16 protein-coding genes are annotated in these 21,157 nt (G+C 60.9%); 10 read left to right on the forward strand and 6 right to left on the reverse strand.

The annotated features are described in order from the left end of the window. Window positions 1–85: 85 nt before the first annotated feature. Both BMX68_RS02930 and nagZ read left to right on the forward strand, forming a co-directional pair. On the forward strand, window positions 86–796 hold the full coding sequence (locus tag BMX68_RS02930; RefSeq protein ID WP_017134132.1) for a TetR/AcrR family transcriptional regulator: 711 nt from the start codon (window positions 86–88) through the stop codon (window positions 794–796). A gap of 37 nt (window positions 797–833) precedes the next feature. Beyond that, window positions 834–1,832: a beta-N-acetylhexosaminidase gene (gene nagZ / locus BMX68_RS02935; protein WP_176987347.1), complete on the forward strand. Its 999-nt coding sequence runs from the start codon at window positions 834–836 to the stop codon at window positions 1,830–1,832. Between the two features lie 69 nt (window positions 1,833–1,901). Here nagZ and BMX68_RS02940 read toward each other — a convergent pair whose 3' ends face one another. Genes BMX68_RS02940 through mfd form a run of 3 tightly spaced genes read right to left on the reverse strand, consistent with a single transcriptional unit; the run spans window position 1,902 to window position 8,634 of the window. Further along, the gene (locus BMX68_RS02940) at window positions 1,902–4,598 is read right to left on the reverse strand and encodes a DEAD/DEAH box helicase (RefSeq protein WP_026013431.1); all 2,697 of its coding nucleotides are present in this window, start codon (window positions 4,596–4,598) and stop codon (window positions 1,902–1,904) included. A 7-nt stretch (window positions 4,599–4,605) separates the two neighbouring features. Then, window positions 4,606–5,172, reverse strand: a complete 567-nt coding sequence (locus BMX68_RS02945; RefSeq protein ID WP_017134129.1) for a CsiV family protein — start codon at window positions 5,170–5,172, stop codon at window positions 4,606–4,608. Between the two features lie 12 nt (window positions 5,173–5,184). Beyond that, window positions 5,185–8,634, reverse strand: coding sequence for a transcription-repair coupling factor (gene mfd, locus BMX68_RS02950; RefSeq protein WP_017134128.1), 3,450 nt, complete (start codon window positions 8,632–8,634; stop codon window positions 5,185–5,187). A 352-nt stretch (window positions 8,635–8,986) separates the two neighbouring features. On the opposite strand from mfd, the gene BMX68_RS02955 reads away from it, so the two are divergent. Then, window positions 8,987–10,450 carry a glyceraldehyde-3-phosphate dehydrogenase gene (locus BMX68_RS02955; RefSeq protein ID WP_026013430.1) on the forward strand — a complete coding sequence of 488 codons (1,464 nt, stop codon included), beginning with the start codon at window positions 8,987–8,989 and terminating at the stop codon, window positions 10,448–10,450. Between the two features lie 53 nt (window positions 10,451–10,503). Here BMX68_RS02955 and BMX68_RS02960 read toward each other — a convergent pair whose 3' ends face one another. After that, entirely contained in the window at window positions 10,504–11,802 is a 1,299-nt protein-coding gene (locus tag BMX68_RS02960; protein WP_017134126.1) for an MFS transporter, read from the reverse strand. A 375-nt stretch (window positions 11,803–12,177) separates the two neighbouring features. Here BMX68_RS02960 and BMX68_RS02965 point away from each other — a divergent pair, with 375 nt between their 5' ends. Together BMX68_RS02965 and sthA are read left to right on the forward strand one after the other, a co-directional pair. Then, complete coding sequence (locus tag BMX68_RS02965; protein WP_017134125.1) at window positions 12,178–13,179, forward strand: FAD:protein FMN transferase; 1,002 nt, start codon at window positions 12,178–12,180, stop codon at window positions 13,177–13,179. Window positions 13,180–13,343: 164 nt separating this feature from the next. Continuing rightward, window positions 13,344–14,738: a Si-specific NAD(P)(+) transhydrogenase gene (gene sthA / locus BMX68_RS02970; protein WP_017134124.1), complete on the forward strand. Its 1,395-nt coding sequence runs from the start codon at window positions 13,344–13,346 to the stop codon at window positions 14,736–14,738. 42 nt (window positions 14,739–14,780) lie between these two features. Here sthA and BMX68_RS02975 read toward each other — a convergent pair whose 3' ends face one another. Then, entirely contained in the window at window positions 14,781–15,503 is a 723-nt protein-coding gene (locus BMX68_RS02975; protein WP_017134123.1) for a glycerophosphodiester phosphodiesterase, read from the reverse strand. Window positions 15,504–15,565: 62 nt separating this feature from the next. Then, window positions 15,566–16,153 (reverse strand): PilZ domain-containing protein, encoded by a 588-nt coding sequence (locus tag BMX68_RS02980; protein ID WP_017134122.1) that lies wholly within the window; start codon window positions 16,151–16,153, stop codon window positions 15,566–15,568. Window positions 16,154–16,265: 112 nt separating this feature from the next. Here BMX68_RS02980 and BMX68_RS02985 point away from each other — a divergent pair, with 112 nt between their 5' ends. The 5 genes from BMX68_RS02985 (at window position 16,266) to queF (ending at window position 21,152) form a co-directional block, all read left to right on the forward strand. Further along, window positions 16,266–17,516 (forward strand): lipoprotein-releasing ABC transporter permease subunit, encoded by a 1,251-nt coding sequence (locus BMX68_RS02985; RefSeq protein ID WP_026013428.1) that lies wholly within the window; start codon window positions 16,266–16,268, stop codon window positions 17,514–17,516. Window positions 17,517–17,523: 7 nt separating this feature from the next. After that, window positions 17,524–18,210 carry a lipoprotein-releasing ABC transporter ATP-binding protein LolD gene (gene lolD, locus BMX68_RS02990; RefSeq protein WP_017134120.1) on the forward strand — a complete coding sequence of 229 codons (687 nt, stop codon included), beginning with the start codon at window positions 17,524–17,526 and terminating at the stop codon, window positions 18,208–18,210. A 124-nt stretch (window positions 18,211–18,334) separates the two neighbouring features. Then, entirely contained in the window at window positions 18,335–19,579 is a 1,245-nt protein-coding gene (locus BMX68_RS02995) for a lipoprotein-releasing ABC transporter permease subunit (RefSeq protein ID WP_017134119.1), read from the forward strand. Between the two features lie 124 nt (window positions 19,580–19,703). Next, complete coding sequence (copI, locus tag BMX68_RS03000; protein ID WP_017134118.1) at window positions 19,704–20,240, forward strand: copper-resistant cuproprotein CopI; 537 nt, start codon at window positions 19,704–19,706, stop codon at window positions 20,238–20,240. An 81-nt stretch (window positions 20,241–20,321) separates the two neighbouring features. Continuing rightward, the gene (gene queF, locus BMX68_RS03005; protein WP_017134117.1) at window positions 20,322–21,152 is read left to right on the forward strand and encodes an NADPH-dependent 7-cyano-7-deazaguanine reductase QueF; all 831 of its coding nucleotides are present in this window, start codon (window positions 20,322–20,324) and stop codon (window positions 21,150–21,152) included. The last annotated feature ends 5 nt before the right edge of the window (window positions 21,153–21,157 follow it).

Here is a 21,157-nt window from a genome sequence, read left to right on the forward strand (position 1 = left end):
GGCCGGCCACGAATGGACTGTCAGACTTGACATTTTTTGAATTGAAACGTATGTTTCAAACAAGTGTTTGTCAGGCGGAATAATCGTGGCCCAATCGGAAACCGTTGAACGCATTCTCGATGCCGCCGAGCAATTGTTCGCGGAAAAAGGTTTCGCCGAGACCTCATTGCGATTGATCACCAGCAAGGCGGGCGTCAATCTGGCGGCGGTGAATTACCACTTCGGCTCAAAGAAAGCCCTTATCCAGGCGGTGTTTTCGCGCTTCCTCGGACCATTCTGCATCAGCCTTGACCGCGAGCTGGAGCAGCGCCTGGCCAGGCCCGAGGTCAAGTCGAGCCTGGAGGATCTGCTGGAAATCCTTGTCGAGCAGGCGTTGGTGGTGCAGCCGCGCAGCGGCAACGACCTGTCGATCTTCATGCGCTTGCTGGGGTTGGCGTTCAGCCAGAGCCAGGGTCACTTGCGGCGCTATCTGGAAGACATGTACGGCAGGGTGTTCCGTCGCTACATGCTCCTGGTCAATGAGGCGGCCCCGCGTATTCCGCCGATCGAATTGTTCTGGCGCGTCCACTTCATGTTGGGGGCGGCGGCGTTCAGCATGTCCGGGATCAAGGCGTTGCGAGCGATTGCCGAGACCGATTTCGGCGTCAACACCTCGATCGAGACCGTAATGCGCCTGATGGTGCCGTTCCTCGCGGCCGGCATGCGTGCGGACAGTGGCGTGACGGATGAAGCCATGGCTGGCGCCCAGTTACGGCCGCGTAGCAAGTCGAGCGTGCCGGTCGCCGCCAAGGCCTGATGTATTTTTTTCACAAGGATTTTCTATGAGTACTGCCCTGCAAGGCTCCCTGATGGTCGACATCGCCGGTACGTGGCTGACGGCTGAAGATCGTCAGTTGCTGCGCCAGCCGCAAGTGGGTGGGCTGATCATCTTCGCACGCAATATCGAGCATCCGCGCCAGGTGCGCGAACTGAGTGCGTCGATCCGTGCGATTCGCCCCGACCTGTTGCTGGCGGTCGACCAGGAGGGTGGCCGCGTGCAGCGCTTGCGCCAGGGCTTTGTGCGCTTGCCGGCGATGCGCGCCATTGCTGACAATCCGAACGCCGAATACCTGGCCGAGCAATGCGGCTGGCTGATGGCAACGGAAGTCCTGGCCGTAGGGCTTGACCTGAGCTTTGCGCCAGTACTCGACCTGGATCACCAGCGTAGCGCGGTGGTGGGTAGCCGCGCCTTCGAGGGCGACCCCGAGCGTGCGGCGTTGCTGGCCGGTGCCTTTATCCGTGGGATGAAGGACGCTGGCATGGCGGCCACCGGCAAGCATTTTCCGGGGCATGGTTGGGCCGAGGCGGATTCCCATGTGGCGATCCCCGTCGATGAGCGCAGCCTGGAGGTTATCCGTAGCCATGACCTGGTGCCTTTCGCACGGTTGAGCCAGCAGTTGGCGGCGGTGATGCCGGCCCATGTGATTTACCCACAGGTCGATGCGCAGCCTGCCGGGTTTTCCCGGCGTTGGTTGCAGGAGATCCTGCGTGGTGAGTTGCAATTCGACGGGGTCATCTTCAGCGATGACTTGTCGATGGCCGGTGCCCATGTGGTTGGCGATGCCGCCAGTCGCATCGAAGCGGCGTTGTCAGCCGGTTGCGATATGGGCCTGGTGTGCAACGACCGGGCGGCGGCGGAGTTGGCGCTTGGCGCGGTCCAGCGCCTGCGGGTGACGCCGTCGCCCCGTATCGCGAGGATGCGCGGGCAGGGGTTTGCTCGCACCGATTACCGTCAGGAGCCGCGTTGGCTGACGGCTATCGAAGCCCTCAGGGACGCCCAATTGATTGATTGAGCCCCTCTGGCAAGCGGTCTCGGTGCCGGCTGATAGCTGTCGGTCGAGCCGTTTGGAACTCATGCTTCGCTAAGTTGATTGGGTGGGCAACGGCGCAAACAGCGCCTCGATATCGTCGTTCTGTAACTGCCAGTCGCCGGCCTGGCGCCCGTCGAGCACGCCCGCGGCGAGGGCGGATTTTTCCTGTTGCAGATGTTGGATCTTCTCCTCCACCGTGCCGCGAGCGATCATTTTGTAGACGAACACCGGTTTTTCCTGGCCAATCCGGTACGCGCGGTCGGTTGCCTGGTTTTCCGCCGCCGGATTCCACCACGGGTCGTAGTGGATCACGGTGTCGGCCTCGGTGAGGTTCAGGCCGACGCCACCGGCCTTGAGGCTGATCAGGAAAATCTGCAATTTCCCGCTCTGGAAGTCCTTGACCGGAGTCCTTCGATCCCGGGTCTGTCCGGTCAGCTGCGCATAGGCCACATTGCGCTTTTGTAGCTCCACCTCGATTAACGCCAGCATCGAGGTGAACTGGGAGAACAGCAGGATCCGTCGGCCCTCGGCAAACAACTCATCGAGCATTTCCATCAGGCTGTCGAGCTTGCCGGAAGCGCTGCCACGCGCCGGCAGGGTGGCGCCGTTGACCAGGCGCAGGTCGCAGCAGACCTGGCGCAGCTTGAGCAGGGCTTCGAGAATGATGATCTGGCTGCGGGCCACGCCTTTGCGAGTGATTTCGTCGCGGACTTTCCGGTCCATCGCCAGGCGCATGGTCTCGTAGACGTCGCGCTGGGCCTCGTTGAGTTCAACCCAGTGAATAATTTCGGTCTTGGGCGGCAGTTCGGTGGCCACCTGTTCCTTGGTCCGACGCAGCAGAAAAGGTTTGATCCGACCGTTGAGGTGTTGCAGGCGGACTTCGCTGGCGCGGTTTTCGATGGGCACGCGGTAGTCGCGGTTGAAGCGCTTGATATCTCCCAACCAGCCCGGCAGGAGGAAGTGGAACAACGACCAGAGTTCGCCGAGGTGGTTTTCCAGCGGCGTGCCGCTCAGGCACAGGCGCTGGCGTGCATTCAGCTCGCGGGCGGCGTGGGCGGCCTTGCTGCCGGGGTTTTTGATGTACTGCGCCTCATCGAGCACCAACACATGCAACGGTTGCAGCTTGAGTTTCTCGATGTCCTTGGGCAGTAGGGCATAGGTGGTGAGGATCAGGTCGTAATTTTGCAGTTGTGCGAAATGTTTTTTGCGGGCGGCGCCGTACAGTGCCAGGACCTTGAGCTGGGGAGTGAAATGTGCGGCTTCGTCGACCCAATTGGGTATCAGGCTGGTGGGCATCACTACCATGCAGGGGCAGTCGAGGCGTCCGGCATGCTTTTCGCTGAGCATATGCGCCAGGGTCTGCAAGGTCTTGCCCAGGCCCATGTCGTCGGCGAGGATCCCGCCGACTTGCAATTGCCGTAGCGATTGCATCCAGCTCAGGCCTTCGTGTTGGTAGGGGCGCAAGGTGGCGTTGAGCCCCTTGGGAATGCAGGCCTGATACTCGCGGATATCGCGCAGGCGCTCGGCGAAGTTACGAATCTGTTCGCCGCCTTCCCAGAGCAGCGGCAAGCCGTCGAGAGGGTTGAGGCGCGTGGCATCGGCGCGGCTCAGACGTAGGGCGGTGGCGCCGGGTTCTTCCAGGTAGAACTCGCCGAGGGTGATCAGCACCGGCTTGAGGCGCCCGTAGGGCAGCGCTACTTGCAGCGGCCCGTGGCTGCCGTTGGGCGAGGCGGGGATATTCACCAGGATCAGCTCGTCGTCTCGGCGCCGGGCCAGACGCTCGGGGTTGAGTAGTTCGGTGTGGGAGCGCATCAGATTGAGCAGAATCGGCAGCAGGCTCAGGCGTTCGCCATTGACGATGATCCCCAATTCGAGGTCGAACCAGTCGCGCCCCGGTGCTTCGTCGACAGTGGCGTACCAGTCGTCGATGGTGCTCAGGTCGAAACCGAAATCCTCGTCGATCTGCAACTCCCAGCCCTGACTGCGCAAACCTGGCAGCTCGTTGAGGGTGAAGTTCAGCCAGGCGCTGTCGTTGACCATCTCGTACAGATCGCCGGCGCTTTCCGGCAGGGCCTTGCTTTGTCGCGTGGCGATCTTGAAGCCGAGCAGGCGCAACTGCTCGCGGCCAGTCTTTTCTGCTTCGGGCTGGCGCTTGATACGCAGGCTCTGGTGCTCCTGGCGCAGGATAATATCGGCGTTTTTCTGTCCGCTGACGTACTCGCCCAGGTAGTTAAACGACAGTGCCGCACGGTGCTGGATGTAGCGCTGCATGCGTCCGTTGCGCGGTTCGAAGGCGCTGAACGCGACGCTGGCCAACCACAGGCGCGGCACGGGCATGACGTCTTCGACGAGCTGCTGGGGCAGCGCGGGAGGGCGGGCATCCAACACCGCCTGCAGCTTTTCCAGCAGTTCGGCGTCTTGTTCCGCTGCTGGGTAGGCCAGGGTTTCCTGGACTTTCAACAAGACCGCCGCGGTGTGCTTGCAGTAGCTGCGAACCGGACAGGTGCAGTTGGCATCGACAATCAGCAAGGTGCCCTTGGCTGACTCGCGAAGGTGAACGGTTTGGCGGTAGACATTGCCACCGGAGCCTTCGCAACTGGCGGTGATGGTGCTATCACCGACCTGGACAATTCTCACCCGGTTTTCCACGGCGTAGCGCCTGCCACGTTCCAGGCTCTGTTCCTTGAAGCGGCTGACCCATGACGGCGCGAGTGGCTTGGTCATGGAGGGCGTCAGGGATGAGGGCATCGGCTGGTCACTGGTCCAGGTTCTGTGGCGGCGCTTCGCGTTTGGAGGCTGACAGCGAGGTCACCTTGAGCAGCAGGGCGAGGTGCCCGCTGTCGAGGAAGTTGAGTTGACCGTTCTTGATCTGGCTGATCTGGTTCAGGCGTTCACTGGCACTGACCACGCCGTTGCTGTCGAAGCGGTTGACCCAGAACAGAGCTTCCACGTCGGTGAAACGCTTGAGCGTGAGGCTCAACGTGCCCTCCACGGGAAACTGGCCGAACTGTTCCTGGCCGGCAGTGATCGAGACCTTGCTCGGTTGGTCGCTGAGTGACTGCTGCCAGCTCTTGTGCAGCAATACTTCATAGTTGCCGCTGGCGCCGAGCTTGGCGACCATGTCGTTCAGCGCCGGCGTGCGCTCGTCGCCAGTGGTAACAGGTCTGGCGCCCTTGGCCCAGTCTTCGGGAGCCGGTTGGCTGAGGAACGGTTGTTCGAGGTTTTGTCGGATCAGGATCATTTCGACCTGATACTGCTCGTCGGCAAAGGCTGGCGGGGTAAGCAGGGCCAACAACACGGCCAGCGAAGAGATCAGGCGCATACGGCGTCCTTATCAAGCAGATTTCGGGGTGAGGCGCTCGAACAGCGCCTCTAGTGTACTAAAGCGTTCTTGCGCATGCTCCATCGGCACCATGAACTTGAACAGTGTGGCACCTTCGAATTTATAGCGATTGGGTTGCCCCTGGATCAGCTTGATCAATGCCAGGGGATCGACCGGCGTGTCCGCGGCGAACTCGATACGCCCGCCTTGCGGACCACCGTCGATTTTCTTGATGCCCAGTTGCTCGGCCTGCAGTTTCAGCAAGGTCAGGCGCACCAGGTTCTTGGTCGGTTCCGGCAGCAGGCCGAAGCGGTCGATCATTTCCACTTGCAGGTCCTTGAGACCGTCTTCGTCGGTCGCCGAGGCGATGCGCTTGTAGAGGATCAGGCGCGCATGGACGTCCGGCAGGTAATCTTCGGGGATCAGCGCCGGCAGGCGTAGGTTGATCTCCGGGCCGCCGCCCAGGGGCTGGTCGAGGTTGGGTTGCTCGCCTTTGCGAATGGATTTGACTGCGCGCTCGAGCATTTCCATGTACAGGGTGAAGCCCACCGCCTGGATCTGCCCGCTTTGGCCGTCGCCCAGCAGTTCGCCGGCACCGCGGATCTCCAGGTCGTTGGTGGCGAGTACAAAGCCGGCGCCGAGGTCCTGGGTATTGGCGATGGCCTCCAGGCGTTTCTCCGCGTCGGCGGTGATCTGCTGGCGAGCGGGCGTCAGCAGGTAGGCGTAGGCCTGGTGGTGACTGCGCCCGACCCGGCCACGCAACTGGTGCAATTGGGCCAGGCCGAACTTGTCGGCGCGCTCAATGATGATGGTGTTGGCGCTCGGCACATCGATGCCGGTCTCGATGATGGTCGAGGCGATCAGCACGTTGAAGCGCTTGTGGTAGAAATCGCTCATCACCTGTTCGAGTTCGCGCTCGCGCATCTGCCCGTGGCCGATGCCGATGCGAGCTTCCGGCACCAGTTCGGCGAGGTCGGCGGCGCACTTCTCGATGGTCTTCACATCGTTGTGCAGGTAGTAGACTTGGCCTCCGCGCAACAGCTCGCGCAGCAGGGCTTCCTTGATCGTGCTTTTGTTCTGCTCCATGACGAAGGTGCGCACCGACAGGCGTCGGGCTGGCGGGGTGGCGATGATCGACAGGTCGCGCATACCCGACACCGCCATGTTCAGCGTGCGCGGAATCGGCGTGGCGGTCAGGGTGAGGATGTCGACTTCGCTGCGCAGGGCCTTGAGCTGTTCTTTCTGGCGCACGCCAAAACGGTGTTCTTCGTCGATGATCACCAAGCCCAGATTCTTGATCTTCACATCATCCTGCAGCAACTTGTGGGTGCCAATGACGATATCGATCTTGCCTTCGGCCAGCTCCGCCACGGCGGCGTTCACCTCTTTGGCGGACTTGAAGCGGCTCATCACTTCGACGGTCACCGGCCAGTCGGCGAAGCGATCGCGGAAGCTGTTGTAGTGCTGTTGGGCGAGTAGCGTGGTCGGCACCAGGATCGCCACCTGCCTGCCGCCGTGGACTGCGATAAAGGCAGCGCGCATCGCCACTTCGGTTTTGCCGAAGCCCACGTCGCCACAGACCAGGCGGTCCATCGGCTTGGCCGAGAGCATGTCGGCGCGCACCGCCTCGATGGTGGTCTGCTGGTCCGGGGTTTCCTCGAACGGGAAGCCGGCGCTGAAAGTCGCATAGTCGGCTTTCGGATCGGCGAATGCATAACCTTCACGGGCGGCTCGACGGGCGTAGATGTCGAGCAGTTCGGCGGCGACGTCGCGGACCTGCTCGGCGGCCTTGCGCTTGGCTTTTTGCCAGGCTTCCGAGCCCAGGCGGTGCAGCGGTGCGAGGGCGTCGTCGCTGCCGGTGTAGCGGGCGATCAGGTGCAGGTTGGCCACGGGCACGTAGAGCTTGGCGCCCTCGGCGTATTCCATGGTGAGGAATTCAGCGGCTTGATTGTCGATTTCCAGAGTAGCCAGGCCGAGGTAGCGACCGACGCCATGGTCGATATGTACCACCGGCGCGCCTTCGCGCAACTCGGTGAGGTTCTTGATGACGGCGTCGTTGTTAGCGTCGGCGCGTTTTTCCCGACGTCGGCGCTGCATCACGCGTTGGCCGAACAGCGGGCTTTCGGCAATCAGTGCCAGGGCTGGATCGTCAAGGACCAGGCCTTCGTCCAGCGGCGCGATGGTGATCGCCAGGCGCTCCTTCGCGGCGACGAAGTCGGGCCAACTGTCGACGGTCTTCGGGCGCAACTTGAGGCGTTCGAGCAGCTCCAATAAGACTTCACGACGACCGGCGGATTCGGCGGTGAACAGCACCCGCCCGGGAAACTGGTCGAGGAACGCGGAGAGCGCCGCCAAGGGCTGGTTGGCTTTGGCCTCGATCGCCAGGTTCGGCAGTTCGCGGGTGGGGAAACGTTCGCGGCCTATACCGGTTTCCACATCTTGCTGGCTGGCGATGACCCGTGGCCAGCGTTTCAAGCGGGCGAAGCAGTCCTCCACCGGCAGGAACAGTTCAGCCGGCGGCAGTAGTGGGCGGGTTGGATCGACGCGGCGCTCTTCGTAGCGGTTGCGCACATCGTTCCAAAAGTTTTCCGCGGCCTGCTCGATGCCTGGCAGGGAGAACACTTGGGTGTCCTGAGGCAAGTAGTCGAACAAGGTCGAGGTTTCCTCGAAGAACAGCGGCAGGTAGTACTCGATGCCGGCAGGGGTGATCCCGCTGTTGAGGTCCTGGAAGATCGGGCAGCGGCGAAAGTCGACGTCGAAGCGTTCGCGAAAGCGCGCCTTGAAGCGGGTGACCGCTTCCTTTTGTAGCGGGAATTCCTTGGCCGGCAGCAGGCGCACCGAATCAACCTTGTCGATGGAGCGCTGGTTTTCCGGGTCGAAGGTGCGCAGCGTCTCGATCTCGTCATCGAACAGATCCACGCGGTAAGGCAGTTTACTGCCCATCGGGAACAGATCGATCAGGGCCCCACGCACGGCAAATTCACCATGCTCATAGACCGTGTCGACACAGCGGTAGCCGGAGGCTTCCAGGCGGCTGCGCATCTGTTCGACGTCGAGTTTTTGGCCGATATCCAGCACCAGGCTGCTACCCAGCAGGAACCGGGTCGGGGCCAGACGGTGCAGCGCGGTGGTGATCGGCACTACCAATACGCCATGTTCCAGCTCCGGCAGCCGGTAAAGGCTGGCGATGCGCTGAGAAATGATGTCCTGATGCGGTGAAAACAGATCGTAAGGCAGGGTTTCCCAGTCGGGAAAATGCAGTACCGGCAAATCGGGGGCGAAGAAACTCAGCTCCTGTTCCAGTCGTTCAGCGCTCTGGCTGTCGGCGGTGAGCAGCAGGGTGAAGCGCCTGGCGGCGCTGGCGGCCTCGGCAATGGCCAGGCTCAGGGCGGCACCGGGGAGATTGCCCCAGTGCTGTTTACCTGCCGCAGCAGGGAGTAGCGGTAGACGCAGAACGGGCACGGAAGGTTGAGCTCCAAGCGTTGCGACAAAGTCGGTAATTGTAGCGGCCTAGGGTGCCGCCTGTCAGTTGTAGACTGTGTCTATTACAGGTTGGGGGAAAATGTAGTGGCTATGATAAGAAATAGCGCTTTTATGCTGAATAGGTGGTGCCATATTGCACGGGTAGTTCGGAGGGTTACAGACAAGTTATGGTGAGCGCTCCAAAATGGTGCGCTCCGAAGGCCGCGTATTTACTGGCCTTGCGCGGGGTGAGAAGTTTCTGTGTGGAGTTTTATGGGCAATTGCGCGACAGCCGCGCATTGCTCGTCGGGCGACTGGACTGCATAATGTAGCCCCTTTTTTCAGCCCCTACATGTGGAAGGTTCCCGTGACTCAGAAGCCCGACCAGTGTCTTGGTGAGTGGATTGATCGTGAAGCGCTTGCAGAAGCGATGATTCCGCTTATCGGTCAGCTCTACCGCAATAACAATGTGGTGAGTTCGATCTATGGCCGCAGCCTGATCAACCAGTCTGTCATCGCGATTCTCAAGGCTCACCGCTTTGCTCGCCATCGTCAGACCGATGATGTCGAACTGTCCGTCCACGAGACTTTCCCGCTGCTCAAGGCCATGAGCGAGCTCAAGCTGGGCGCCGCTTCGGTGGATCTCGGCAAGTTGGCCGTGAAGTTCAAGACTCAGGGCAATGGTCGCAGCGCCGAGCAGTTCGTCCGCGAAGAGCTGGCCGATGTCGTCGGTCAGCAGAATGTTTGCGCACGCAAGGGCACTGACGTGGTGCTGTACGGCTTTGGTCGTATCGGTCGTCTGCTGGCGCGTATCCTGATCGAGAAAACCGGTGGCGGCGACGGATTGCGCCTGCGCGCCATCGTCGTGCGCAAAGGCGCCGAGAACGACCTGACCAAGCGCGCCAGCCTGCTGCGCCGCGACTCGGTGCATGGTTCGTTCAACGGCACCATCACCATCGACGAAGAAAACAACACCATCACCGCCAACGGTAACCTGATCCAGGTGATCTACGCGAAGAGTCCGAGCGAGGTGGACTACACCCGGTACGGCATCAAGAACGCCCTGCTGGTGGACAACACCGGCGTATGGCGTGACGCCGACGGCCTGGGTCAGCACCTGGCCTGTCCGGGTATCGACCGCGTGGTCTTGACCGCGCCGGGCAAAGGCAAGCTGAAGAACATCGTGCATGGCATCAACCACGGTGAAATCACCGCTGACGATAAGATCGTTTCCGCGGCGTCCTGCACCACCAACGCCATCGTGCCGGTGCTCAAGGCCGTCAACGACAAGTTCGGCATCATCAACGGCCACGTCGAAACCGTTCACTCGTACACCAACGACCAGAACCTGATCGACAACTTCCACAAGGGCGATCGCCGTGGCCGCAGCGCGGCGCTGAATATGGTGATCACCGAGACCGGTGCCGCCACTGCTGCCGCCAAGGCCTTGCCTGAGCTGGCCGGCAAACTGACCGGCAATGCGATTCGCGTACCGACTCCGAACGTGTCGATGGCGATTCTGAACCTCAACCTGGAGACTGCCACCAGCCGCGAGGAGATGAACGAGTACCTGCGCTATGTGGCGCTGCACTCGGATCTGCACAAGCAGATCGACTTCGTCAACTCGCAGGAAGTGGTGTCCACCGACTTCGTCGGTTCGCGCCACGCTGGTGTGGTCGATGCCGAGGCGACGATCTGCAACGATAACCGTGTTGTCCTGTACGTCTGGTACGACAACGAGTTCGGTTACAGCTGCCAGGTGGTGCGTGTGATGGAAGATATGGCTGGGGTCAACCCGCCAGCGCTTCCACACTAAGCAACAGCCGCCAACAAAAACGCCCCGACTAGTCGGGGCGTTTTTGTTGGCGATCAAACCTGGCTGGGGGCCGTCACTTGTGCGGTGCGCAGTTCATGCCTGTTACCATGGAACAGCACCAGGGTAGCGATCAGCCCCAGTACGGCCGCACCACTGAGCCAGATGCCCGGAGCCGCCTTATTGTCCAGTACGTGGATCAGGTAGGTGCAGGCCGCCGGCGTGAAGCCGCCGAAGGTCGCCGTCGCCAGGCTGTAGGCCAGGGAGAAGCCCGTGGTGCGGACTTCCACTGGCATGATCTCGGTCAGGGCTACCACCATTGCGCCGTTGTACGAACCGTAGAGGAACGACAACCACAACTCGGCAATCAGCAGATGGCTGAAACTCGGGTTTACCACCAGCCAGGACAGCACTGGATAGGCCGTAAGGATCGCCAGGATGGTCGCCCCCAACAGTAACGGCTTGCGGCCGATCTTATCGGAAACGGCGCCCATCACCGGCAGCCAGAAGAAGTTCGACAGGCCGATGCACACGGTCACCAGCAACGCGTCGAAGTCCGACAGGTGCAGTTCGTTCTTGCCGAAGGTCGGGGTGTAGGCGGTGATCAGATAGAACGATACCGTGGTCATGACCACCAGCGCCATGCCCGCCAGCACCAGGCCGAAGTTCTGGCTGATCGAACGCATGACTTCCTGTAAGGTGGGGCGATGTTTGCGTGCCTGGAATTCAGGTGTCTCTTCCAGCGAGCGGCGGATGATGAAGATCGTCGGGACGATCATGCAGCCGATCAGGAACGGCACGCGCCAACCCCATTCACCCATTTGCTCGGGGCTCAGCCAGTGGTTCAAAGCCACCCCCAGCAAGCCGGCGAAGACCACTGCGGCCTGTTGACTGGCAGACTGCCAACTGACGAAAAAGCCTTTGCGGCCCGGCGTCGAGATCTCGGCCAGGTAGACCGAAACACCGCCCAGCTCTACCCCAGCAGAGAAACCCTGCAACAGACGGCCCAACAGGACCAGCAGCGGTGCCGCCACGCCGAGGGTTGCGTAACCCGGCACACCGGCAATCAACACCGTGCCTGCAGCCATCATCGCCAAGGTGATGATCAGCCCCTGACGACGACCATGGCGGTCGATGTAGGCACCGAGAAAGATCGCACCCAGCGGACGCATCAGGAAACCGGCACCGAAGGTAGCCAGAGAAAGCATCAGGGAGGCAAATGCACTGTCGGCCGGAAAGAAGGTTTTAGCGATGGCCGTGGCATAGAAGCCATAGACCATGAAGTCGAACATCTCAAGAAAGTTACCGCTGACAACGCGAAAAATCGCCTTGCCCTTGCCTGTACTCAAGGCCATTTTTATCCACCACGTTGGCTTTCGAAGCAATCTTTCGTCGTTGTTCCTCGTGACTGATCCTTTCAGGTATCCGCAAGCTGGAAGAACAGTTTGTAACAATATGTGTATTGCCGAGGTCAGGCAACAAAAACCCCAGCCTCTGAGCAAAATGCCATAATCTGGCCACTAGAGCGTCTCAGTTGGTTTTTGGGGTGAGCAAGGTCGCGTGCCGCGGGGCTGAAAAGGTGTCCGAGACTAACCCAACACTGAAGGGCACCCAGGTGAGTTCCGAAGGCCGGCGGCCTGCAACGATCTAACGCATACTACGCAACCTCCAACGATGCCTTCTTAGCGATCATGTTATTTCCAGGCCCCAGGATTTTCTTACGAACAGGTATGCCATGGCTCGCCACCGCGTTCCTGCTGATCTGCGGCTGCGGTTCGCAAGACTCCCTGGAGCGGTTTGGTGGGCCTACCATGGGCAGTACCTATTCCATCCAATACGTGCGGCGTGCGGATGGGCCAGTGGCCCGTGAGGTCAAGGCCGAAGTCGAGGCGATTTTGGCTGAGGTCGACCAGCAGATGTCGACCTATCGCAGCGACTCCGATATTGAACAGTTCAACGATCTGCCGGCCCATCGCTGTCGTCCCATGCCTGCCTCGATTCTGCGATTGGTGCGCGTGGGCGAGGAGTTGGCGCGGGCCAGCCAGGGAGCCTACGACCTGACGGTCGAGCCGCTGATGAATCTCTGGGGCTTTGGTCCGCAAGGGCGCAAGGAACAAGTGCCGCAGGCCGCGCAACTGGCCGAGGCCCGCCAACGCGTCGGGCACCTGCATCTGCGTGTCGAGGCCGAACGGTTGTGCAAGGACGCGGCCGTGCGGGTCGACTTCGATAGCATCGCCGCAGGCTACACGGTGGACCGGATTGCCGAGCGGCTGACGGCGATGGGCATTGAGAGCTTTCTAGCCGAGGTCACGGGCGAACTCAAGGCAGTGGGCCGCAAACCCGACGGCAGCCCCTGGCGCGTTGCGCTGGAAGAACCGCGCGACGACCGGCAGGTCGCGCAACGCGTCATCGATATCGATGGCTACGGGGTGTCCACTTCCGGTGACTATCGCAATTATTTCGAGCAGGATGGCAGGCGGTACTCCCACACCTTCGATGCGCTCACCGGCGCGCCGATTACCCACGGGCTGGCGGCGGTCACGGTGATCGATCCCTCGACCCTGATGGCCGATGGGTTATCGACGATGCTGTTGATCCTGGGCCCCGAGCGCGGTTGGGACTACGCGCAGGAGCACGATATCGCTGCATTTTTTGTGGTGCGTGCCGATACCGGTTTCGTCACGCGAACGAATTTGGCGTTTGACCGATTGTTCAGCGACAAGGCACATTAACTTGAGTGCCTGGGCCTAGCCCGCGACGCGGCCAAGGGTTAGTGTGCGCGGCGTTAACGTTTCTATAGACTGCACACCGAGATTTGATCCTTCATGTCGTCGGTTGCGACATGGTTTAGCCGCAGGTGCCAGAGGGGTGCCTCGGCCTGTTCTGAGGAGTACGCATGGCTGTCTACAACTACGACGTGGTGGTACTGGGTTCTGGGCCCGCTGGAGAAGGTGCGGCGATGAACGCCGCCAAAGCAGGGCGCAAGGTGGCGATGGTCGACAGCCGTCGGCAGGTTGGCGGCAACAGCACCCACCTGGGGACCATCCCGTCCAAGGCCCTGCGTCACTCTGTACGACAGATCATGCAGTTCAACACTAACCCGATGTTCCGGGCCATCGGTGAGCCACGCTGGTTCTCCTTCCCGGATGTGCTCAAGAGTGCGGAAAAGGTGATCTCCAAGCAGGTTGCCTCGCGCACTGGTTACTATGCCCGTAACCGCGTGGACCTGTTTTTCGGCACTGGCAGCTTCGCCGACGAGCAGACCATCGAAGTGGTTTGCTCCAACGGCGTGGTCGAGACGCTGGTGGCCAGGCACATCATCATCGCTACCGGTTCGCGGCCTTATCGCCCAGCCGATATCGATTTCCATCACCCGCGTATCTACGACAGCGACACGATCCTCAGCCTGGGCCATACCCCGCGCAAGCTGATTATCTACGGGGCCGGGGTGATCGGTTGCGAATACGCCTCGATCTTCAGTGGTCTGGGGGTGCTGGTGGAACTGGTGGATAACCGCGACCAGTTGCTCAGCTTCCTCGACTCGGAGATTTCCCAGGCGCTGAGCTACCACTTCAGCAACAACAACATCACCGTGCGCCACAACGAAGAGTACGAGCGCGTCGAGGGCCTGGACAATGGGGTGATCCTGCACCTGAAGTCGGGCAAGAAAATCAAGGCCGATGCCTTGCTTTGGTGTAACGGCCGTACCGGCAACACCGATAAGCTGGGCATGGAGAACATCGGGGTCAAGGTCAACGGCCGTGGCCAGATCGAGGTCGACGAGAACTATCGTACCTGCGTGCCCAACATCTATGGTGCTGGCGATGTGATCGGCTGGCCGAGCCTGGCCAGTGCCGCCCACGACCAGGGCCGTTCGGCGGCGGGCAGCATTGTCGACAACGGTAGCTGGCGCTATGTCAACGACGTGCCGACCGGGATCTACACCATTCCGGAGATCAGCTCGATCGGCAAGAACGAGCATGAACTGACCAAGGCCAAGGTGCCTTACGAAGTGGGCAAGGCATTCTTCAAGAGCATGGCCCGGGCGCAGATCGCCGGCGAGCCACAAGGCATGTTGAAGATCCTGTTCCACCGCGAGACCCTGGAGGTCCTCGGCGTTCATTGCTTCGGTTACCAGGCCTCGGAGATCGTGCACATTGGCCAGGCGATCATGAACCAGCCGGGCGAGAACAACACCCTGAAGTACTTCGTCAACACCACCTTCAACTACCCGACCATGGCCGAAGCCTATCGGGTAGCGGCTTATGATGGTCTCAACCGGCTTTTTTGAGCGGCTCCGGCCGGTGGCCTGAGCCGGCCGGGGAGACCGATTTCAGCCTTTCCCAAGTGTGGCCGTGGCCAAACCGGGAAAGTCTGTAATCAGGCTGTCGACGCCGAAGTCGGCGAGCCTGCGCATCAGCGCCGGCTCGTTGACTGTCCATACCGACACATGCAGACCCTGGCGCTGAGCCTTGATCAGGCGTTCCGGGGTGCAGAGCGTCCAGTTCAACGCCAGAATCTGGCAGCCATAACTCTGCGCAATCTTCAGCGGGTCGAGCCAGGCGTATTCGGCTACCAGTCCACGTGACAGATCAGGGGTCAGCTCCAAGGCGGCCTTGAGCACCTCGCGAGAGCTGGAGGTGACGGTGACCCTGTCCAGCAGGCCGAAGCGCTGGGCCATTTCGCGGATCGCCAGTACGGTGGTTGCGGCGCGGGTACGTGAAGCGCTCTTGACTTCCAGTTGCCAGTGTTCGAACTCGCACTGCTCGAACAATTCCTCCAGGCGCGGAATCGGACACGGGGTGATCCAACCCGGACCGCCCTTGCGTGCGTCGTAGGTCACAAGGTCGGCGGCCGAATGCTCGACCACCTTGCCGCGTCGGTCGGTGGTGCGCTTGAGGGTCGGGTCATGGATCACCATCAATTCGCCATCCATGGACAGATGCAAATCCAGTTCGCAGCGGCGCACGCCGTGTTTGAGGCACTCCTGGAAGCTGGTCAGGGTGTTTTCCGGTGCCTCGCCTTTGGCACCACGATGGCCATAAATCAGAGTCACGACTGCTCCTTCAAGGAAAAAATGATCCTGCAAATAATCGGGTCGCACGATAAATCCAGGGCTTAACTCGCCTCGGGATCGTTTTGCTCGCGAGCCAGGCGTCGTTGCTGCGCCTGTTTCTGGAGGATATAGCGTGCCAGCAGTTGGCGCTGGGCATCGGTCAATGCTTGGAATTCGGTGCCGATTTCGAAAGTGCCGAAGCTCTGTGGTTTGCAGTGGACCACCTTGGCCCGCAACAGCAGCCCGAGGGCCTGCGGCATCAGCACCAGCTTGACCGCCAGGTGGGTGCCCGCCAGGTAGGCCTGGTGATGGCTGAACTCAATGCCGCCTTCGGAGATGATCACCGATTGCGGTTCGCCGAACTCGCCGAGCACGGTCAAGGCCATGACCTGGCTGAGCAGGTCGATGCGCTTGTTCTGCGATTTCAGGTAGGCCGACAGCGTCCGGTCGCGCTCGCTGACCTGGCGCAGCAGATGCTGCGATTCGAATTCGCTCAGGTGCAGTTCGCTGAGCAGATTGAAGAGCGGCGAAGCATCCTGCAATACTTCCCGGTGAGCGGCATCGGCGGCAGACAGAGGGTGGATTTCCAGTGCGATCGTGTCCTCGATACGGTAGTATTCGCGGCGATCTTCTTCATCTAATGTCGACATGGCGAACCCAAGGTAGAGGTGATGGTCTGAGTGTAAAGCTGCTGACCCCGCCTCGCCACATTGGACGTCTTCTTTTCCTCCGAACTTCTTTGCCTTCGAACTAGCCTCCGACATGTTCAGACCACTTTTCGTATTTATCGGTACGCGTTACACCCGTGCAAAGCGCCGCAGTCACTTTGTTTCGTTCATTTCCCTGACATCCATGATTGGCCTTGCCTTGGGCGTGGTAGTGATGATCGTGGTGCTGTCGGTGATGAACGGCTTCGACCGTGAAATGCGCGACCGCGTGCTGGGCATGGTGCCCCACGCCACCCTCGAGTCGGGCCAGCCGATCAGTGACTGGCCGAGCCTGGCGGACAAGGTCCGGCACAACCCGAAAGTCGCCGCCGTGGCCCCGTTCACTCAGATGCAGGGGTTGCTGACCAACAACGGTCAGGTGCAGAAGGTGCTGCTCAATGCCATCGATCCGGCGCAGGAGCGTAAGGTCTCGATCATTGACCGGTTCATGCTCCAGGGCCAGCTTGATGCGTTGTCGCCTGGCAGCTTCGGCATCGTCATTGGCGACAAGGCGGCGACCAAGCTCGGTGTCGGTCTCGGCGACAAGCTGACTTTCGTCGCTCCGGAAGTCACGGTGACGCCGGCGGGAATGTTCCCGCGGATGAAGCGCTTTACCGTGGTCGGGATCTTCCATGTCGGCGCTGGCGAACTGGATGGCTATCTCGGCCTGACCAATCTCGATGACCTCGCGCGCCTGCATCGTTGGAAACCGGATCAGGTCCAGGGCCTGCGCCTGAAGTTCAACGACCTGTTCCAGGCACCGCGCACGGCCTGGGAAATCGCCCAGCAGTTGGGCGACAACCACTACTACGCCCGCGACTGGACCCGTACCCACGGCAACCTGTACCAGGCAATCAAGATGGAAAAAGCCATCATCGGCCTGCTGCTGCTGCTGATCGTGGCGGTGGCGGCGTTTAACATCATCTCGACCCTGGTGATGGTGGTGAACGACAAGAAAGGCGATATCGCCATCCTACGTACCCTGGGGGCCACGCCGGGGCAGATCATGAGGATCTTCATGGTCCAGGGCACCGTGATCGGCGTGGTGGGCACGCTGATTGGTGCGGCGGTGGGAATGTTCGCCGCGCTCAATGTCAGCGCGGCGATTTCTGCCCTCGAAGGTCTGATCGGGCACAAATTCCTCAATGCCGATGTGTATTTCATCGACTACCTGCCGTCCCAACTGATGGCCCAGGATGTCTTGGCGGTCTGTGGCGCGGCGTTGGTCCTGAGTTTCCTCGCCACCTTGTATCCGGCCTGGCGTGCGGCGCGCACCCAGCCTGCGGAGGCGCTACGTTATGAGTGAGTTAGGCATGAGTGATAAAGCAGTGCTGAGTTGCCGCAACCTGGGCAAGTCCTACGAGGAGGGCCCGGAGTCGGTGGTGGTGTTGTCCGGCTTGCAGCTTGAGCTCCACGCGGGCGAGCGGGTGGCGATCGTTGGCAGTTCCGGCTCCGGCAAGAGCACCTTACTCAACCTGCTGGGCGGGCTGGATACGCCGTCCCAGGGCAGTGTCTGGCTGGCCGGCGAAGAGTTGTCGGCGTTGGGGGAAAAGGCCCGTGGGTTGTTGCGCAATCGTTCCCTGGGTTTCGTTTACCAGTTCCATCATCTGCTGGCGGAATTCACTGCACTGGAGAACGTCTGCATGCCGTTGCTGATCGGTCGCACGGCGATTCCCGAGGCCCGCCAGCGCGCTACTGCATTGCTGGCGCGGGTCGGCCTGGGGCACCGCCTGGAGCACAAACCGGCCGAGCTGTCCGGCGGTGAGCGCCAGCGCGTGGCGATTGCTCGGGCGCTGGTGAACAAACCGGGCCTGGTGATGCTCGACGAGCCGACCGGTAACCTCGACCACCACACTGCTCAGGGTATCCAGGACCTGATGCTGGAACTCAGCACCTCGATGCGCACGGCGTTCCTGGTGGTGACCCACGACATGAGCCTGGCCCGCCAGATGGACCGCGTGCTCCATCTGGAAGATGGCAAGCTGGTCCAAATCCCGTGAAAGCTACGGCGCTCGACGATACGGCGTTAAATACAGGCTCGCCGTCGCTCGCTGCGCTTTCGGGCGATTTGGATGTCTGTTCTTCATATTGAAGTAACTGTTATTTTTCTACGGTGGCTTGCGAATGTTCCGACCGTTATCGATTTTCATCGGCACGCGCTATACCCGCGCCAAGCGCCGCAATCGCTTTGTCTCGTTTATCTCGATGACCTCAATGATCGGCCTGGCCCTGGGCGTGCTGGCAATGATCGTGGTGCTGTCGGTGATGAACGGTTTCCAGAAGGAAATGCAGTCGCGCATCCTTGGCATGGTGCCTCATGCGACCATCGTCGGCGTAAAGCCCATCGATGACTGGCTGCCGGTGGCTGAGGCGGCAATGAAGAATCCCGAAGTGATCGCGGCGGTGCCGTTCACTGAAATGGACGGGATGCTGTCGTACAAGGGCTCGATGCAACCGATCCAGATCAGCGGCGTCGATCCGGCCCAGGAAGGCAAGGTCTCGATCGTTGCCCAACATATTGTCCAGGGCCAGTTGGATGACCTAAAGCCGGGCGAGTTCGGCGTGGTGATCGGCGATATCACCGCGCGGCGCTTTCGCCTGAATATCGGTGACAAGTTGACGTTGATCGTCCCCGAGCTCAGCTCCGCGCCGGGTGGCATCACCCCGCGTATGCAACGCCTGAACGTGGTTGGGGTATTCAAGGTCGGTGCCGAGCTGGATGGTTCCATGGCCCTGATCCATATGGCGGATGCGGCGGATATCCAGCACTGGCAACCGAACCAGGTGCAGAGTGTGCGCCTGGCGGTGAAGGACCTGTATGCCGCGCCCCGAGTCTCGGCTCACATTGCCAGCGGGCTGGGCGCCGAGTTCACGGCGGATAACTGGACCCATACCCAGGGCAGCCTGTTCAGCGCGATGAAGATGGAAAAGACCATGATCGGCCTGCTGCTGATGATGATCGTGGCGGTGGCGGCGTTCAATATCATCGCGACGCTGATCATGGTGGTGAACGACAAGGGGGCGGATATCGCCATCTTGCGCACCCTTGGCGCCACGCCCCGGCAAATCATGACGATCTTCATGGTCCAGGGCACGGTAATCGGGATTGTCGGGACCTTGATCGGTGGTGTGCTCGGCGTGATCGCGGCGCTCAATGTCAGCGAACTGGTGGGTTGGATCGAGCGCATCAGTGGGCAGCACATCTTCAGTTCCGATGTGTACTTCGTCAGCAACCTGCCGTCACAGTTGCAGGCGGGGGATGTAGTGTTGATCTGTTCGGCCGGGTTTATCCTCAGTTTCCTGGCGACCCTGTACCCGGCATATCGGGCGGCGAAGATCGAGCCGGCGCATGCGCTAAGATATTCGTAGTCGGTGATGGCCTCTGTGGCGGGTGGGCTGGTCGGAACGCCGCACCGCCGCTGGGCGCGAAGCGTTGTGTCAGATGGAACGCGGTACTTGCACAGGGTCAATCCCATTCCGTTGGAGGGTGAGTATGTTTGTTTTTAATAGCATTGCGCGCAATAGCCTGGCACTGGCCAGCCTGCTGGTGGCGGGTTTTCCGGCCTGGGCATCGCCGGTCCACTATGACTTCGGCCAGCCCGCGCCCGCCGCGAAGGCCACCCGCACGATCGAAGTAGACATGACCGATATCGCCTTCAGCGCCAAGGAGCTGGAGGTCAAGGCCGGTGAAACCGTGCGTTTCGTACTGGTCAATAACGGCCATCTGCTGCATGAGTTCAACCTCGGCCATGCCTCGATGCATGCCGAGCACCAGCAGGAAATGCTCAAGATGCAACAGGCCGGCCTGTTAACCCCGACCGGCATACAGGAAGGCGCAATGGATCATTCCGCCATGGCGGGCATGGATCATGGGATGAAGCATGACGATCCCAACAGTGTGCTGGTGGCGCCGGGCAAGACCGCCGAACTGACCTGGACCTTCAATCAGGCCGGCAACCTGCAGTTTGCCTGCAATATCCCTGGCCATTACCAGGCAGGCATGGTCGGCGAGCTAAAAATCGACGGTTGAGCGGGGTCGGTTGCATCGCCACGCTGAAAGCCGCAGGTAAACCCGATAGACTGGTCGGGTTTATTCTTTCAGGTTTCCGTTATGCATCCCGCAGCCGAACACTCGCCGCTGGGCAAGTCCAGCGAGTACATCGCCACTTACACCCCGTCCTTACTGTTCTCGATCCCGCGTGCGGCAAAATGGGCCGAATTGGGCCTGAGCGCCGCTACCTTGCCTTATCGGGGCGTGGATTTCTGGAACTGCTTCGAGCTGTCCTGGCTGTTGCCGTCGGGCAAGCCTGTGGTGGCGATCGGCGAGTTCAGCATTCCCGCGGATTCACCGAATATCATCGAATCCAAGTCCTTCAAACTGTACCTTAACTCCTTGAACCAGACGCCGTTCGCCGATACCGCGAGCCTGGAGGCAGTGCTGCGCGCCGATTTGTCGGCAGCCGCCGGGAAAGCGGTGGGCGTGCGGGTCCGTTCCTTGAATGAGGTGCAGGCCGAGGGCGTGGTGGCGTTACCGGGTGTGTGCATCGACGACCTGGAGGTCACTGTCAACGACTACGCCCATCCGCGTCCCGAGCTGCTGCGTTGCGATAAGTCGCGGGTGATCGAGGAGAGCGTGTACAGTCATCTGCTCAAGTCCAATTGCCCGGTCACCAGCCAACCGGACTGGGGCAGCGTGGTCGTCGAGTATCGTGGTGCGGCGCTGGATCACGCGAGTCTGTTGGCGTATCTGGTGAGCTTCCGCCAACACTCGGATTTTCATGAGCAGTGCGTGGAGCGGATCTTCCTCGACCTGCAACGCTTGCTGAAGCCGGAGAAACTGACGGTGTATGCGCGTTATGTACGGCGCGGTGGCTTGGATATCAATCCGTATCGCAGTACCGAGGCGGCCGAATTCCAGAACCTGCGGTTGGTGCGTCAGTAACGGTT

Source organism: Pseudomonas agarici, from assembly GCF_900109755.1.
GTDB classification, from domain to species: Bacteria; Pseudomonadota; Gammaproteobacteria; order Pseudomonadales; family Pseudomonadaceae; genus Aquipseudomonas; species Aquipseudomonas agarici.

Excerpts from the sequence above, each read along its gene's own strand:
- BMX68_RS02945 (WP_017134129.1), bottom strand. The coding sequence starts at position 5,172 with ATGCGCCTGATCTCTTCGCTGGCCGTGTTGTTGGCCCTGCTTACCCCG.
- queF (WP_017134117.1), top strand. The coding sequence starts at position 20,322 with ATGCATCCCGCAGCCGAACACTCGCCGCTGGGCAAGTCCAGCGAGTAC.
- BMX68_RS02955 (WP_026013430.1), top strand. The coding sequence starts at position 8,987 with ATGTGGAAGGTTCCCGTGACTCAGAAGCCCGACCAGTGTCTTGGTGAG.
- lolD (WP_017134120.1), top strand. The coding sequence starts at position 17,524 with ATGAGTGATAAAGCAGTGCTGAGTTGCCGCAACCTGGGCAAGTCCTAC.
- BMX68_RS02960 (WP_017134126.1), bottom strand. The coding sequence starts at position 11,802 with ATGGCCTTGAGTACAGGCAAGGGCAAGGCGATTTTTCGCGTTGTCAGC.
- sthA (WP_017134124.1), top strand. The coding sequence starts at position 13,344 with ATGGCTGTCTACAACTACGACGTGGTGGTACTGGGTTCTGGGCCCGCT.
- BMX68_RS02985 (WP_026013428.1), top strand. The coding sequence starts at position 16,266 with ATGTTCAGACCACTTTTCGTATTTATCGGTACGCGTTACACCCGTGCA.
- BMX68_RS02965 (WP_017134125.1), top strand. The coding sequence starts at position 12,178 with ATGCCATGGCTCGCCACCGCGTTCCTGCTGATCTGCGGCTGCGGTTCG.
- copI (WP_017134118.1), top strand. The coding sequence starts at position 19,704 with ATGTTTGTTTTTAATAGCATTGCGCGCAATAGCCTGGCACTGGCCAGC.
- BMX68_RS02980 (WP_017134122.1), bottom strand. The coding sequence starts at position 16,153 with ATGTCGACATTAGATGAAGAAGATCGCCGCGAATACTACCGTATCGAG.
- BMX68_RS02995 (WP_017134119.1), top strand. The coding sequence starts at position 18,335 with ATGTTCCGACCGTTATCGATTTTCATCGGCACGCGCTATACCCGCGCC.
- BMX68_RS02940 (WP_026013431.1), bottom strand. The coding sequence starts at position 4,598 with ATGCCCTCATCCCTGACGCCCTCCATGACCAAGCCACTCGCGCCGTCA.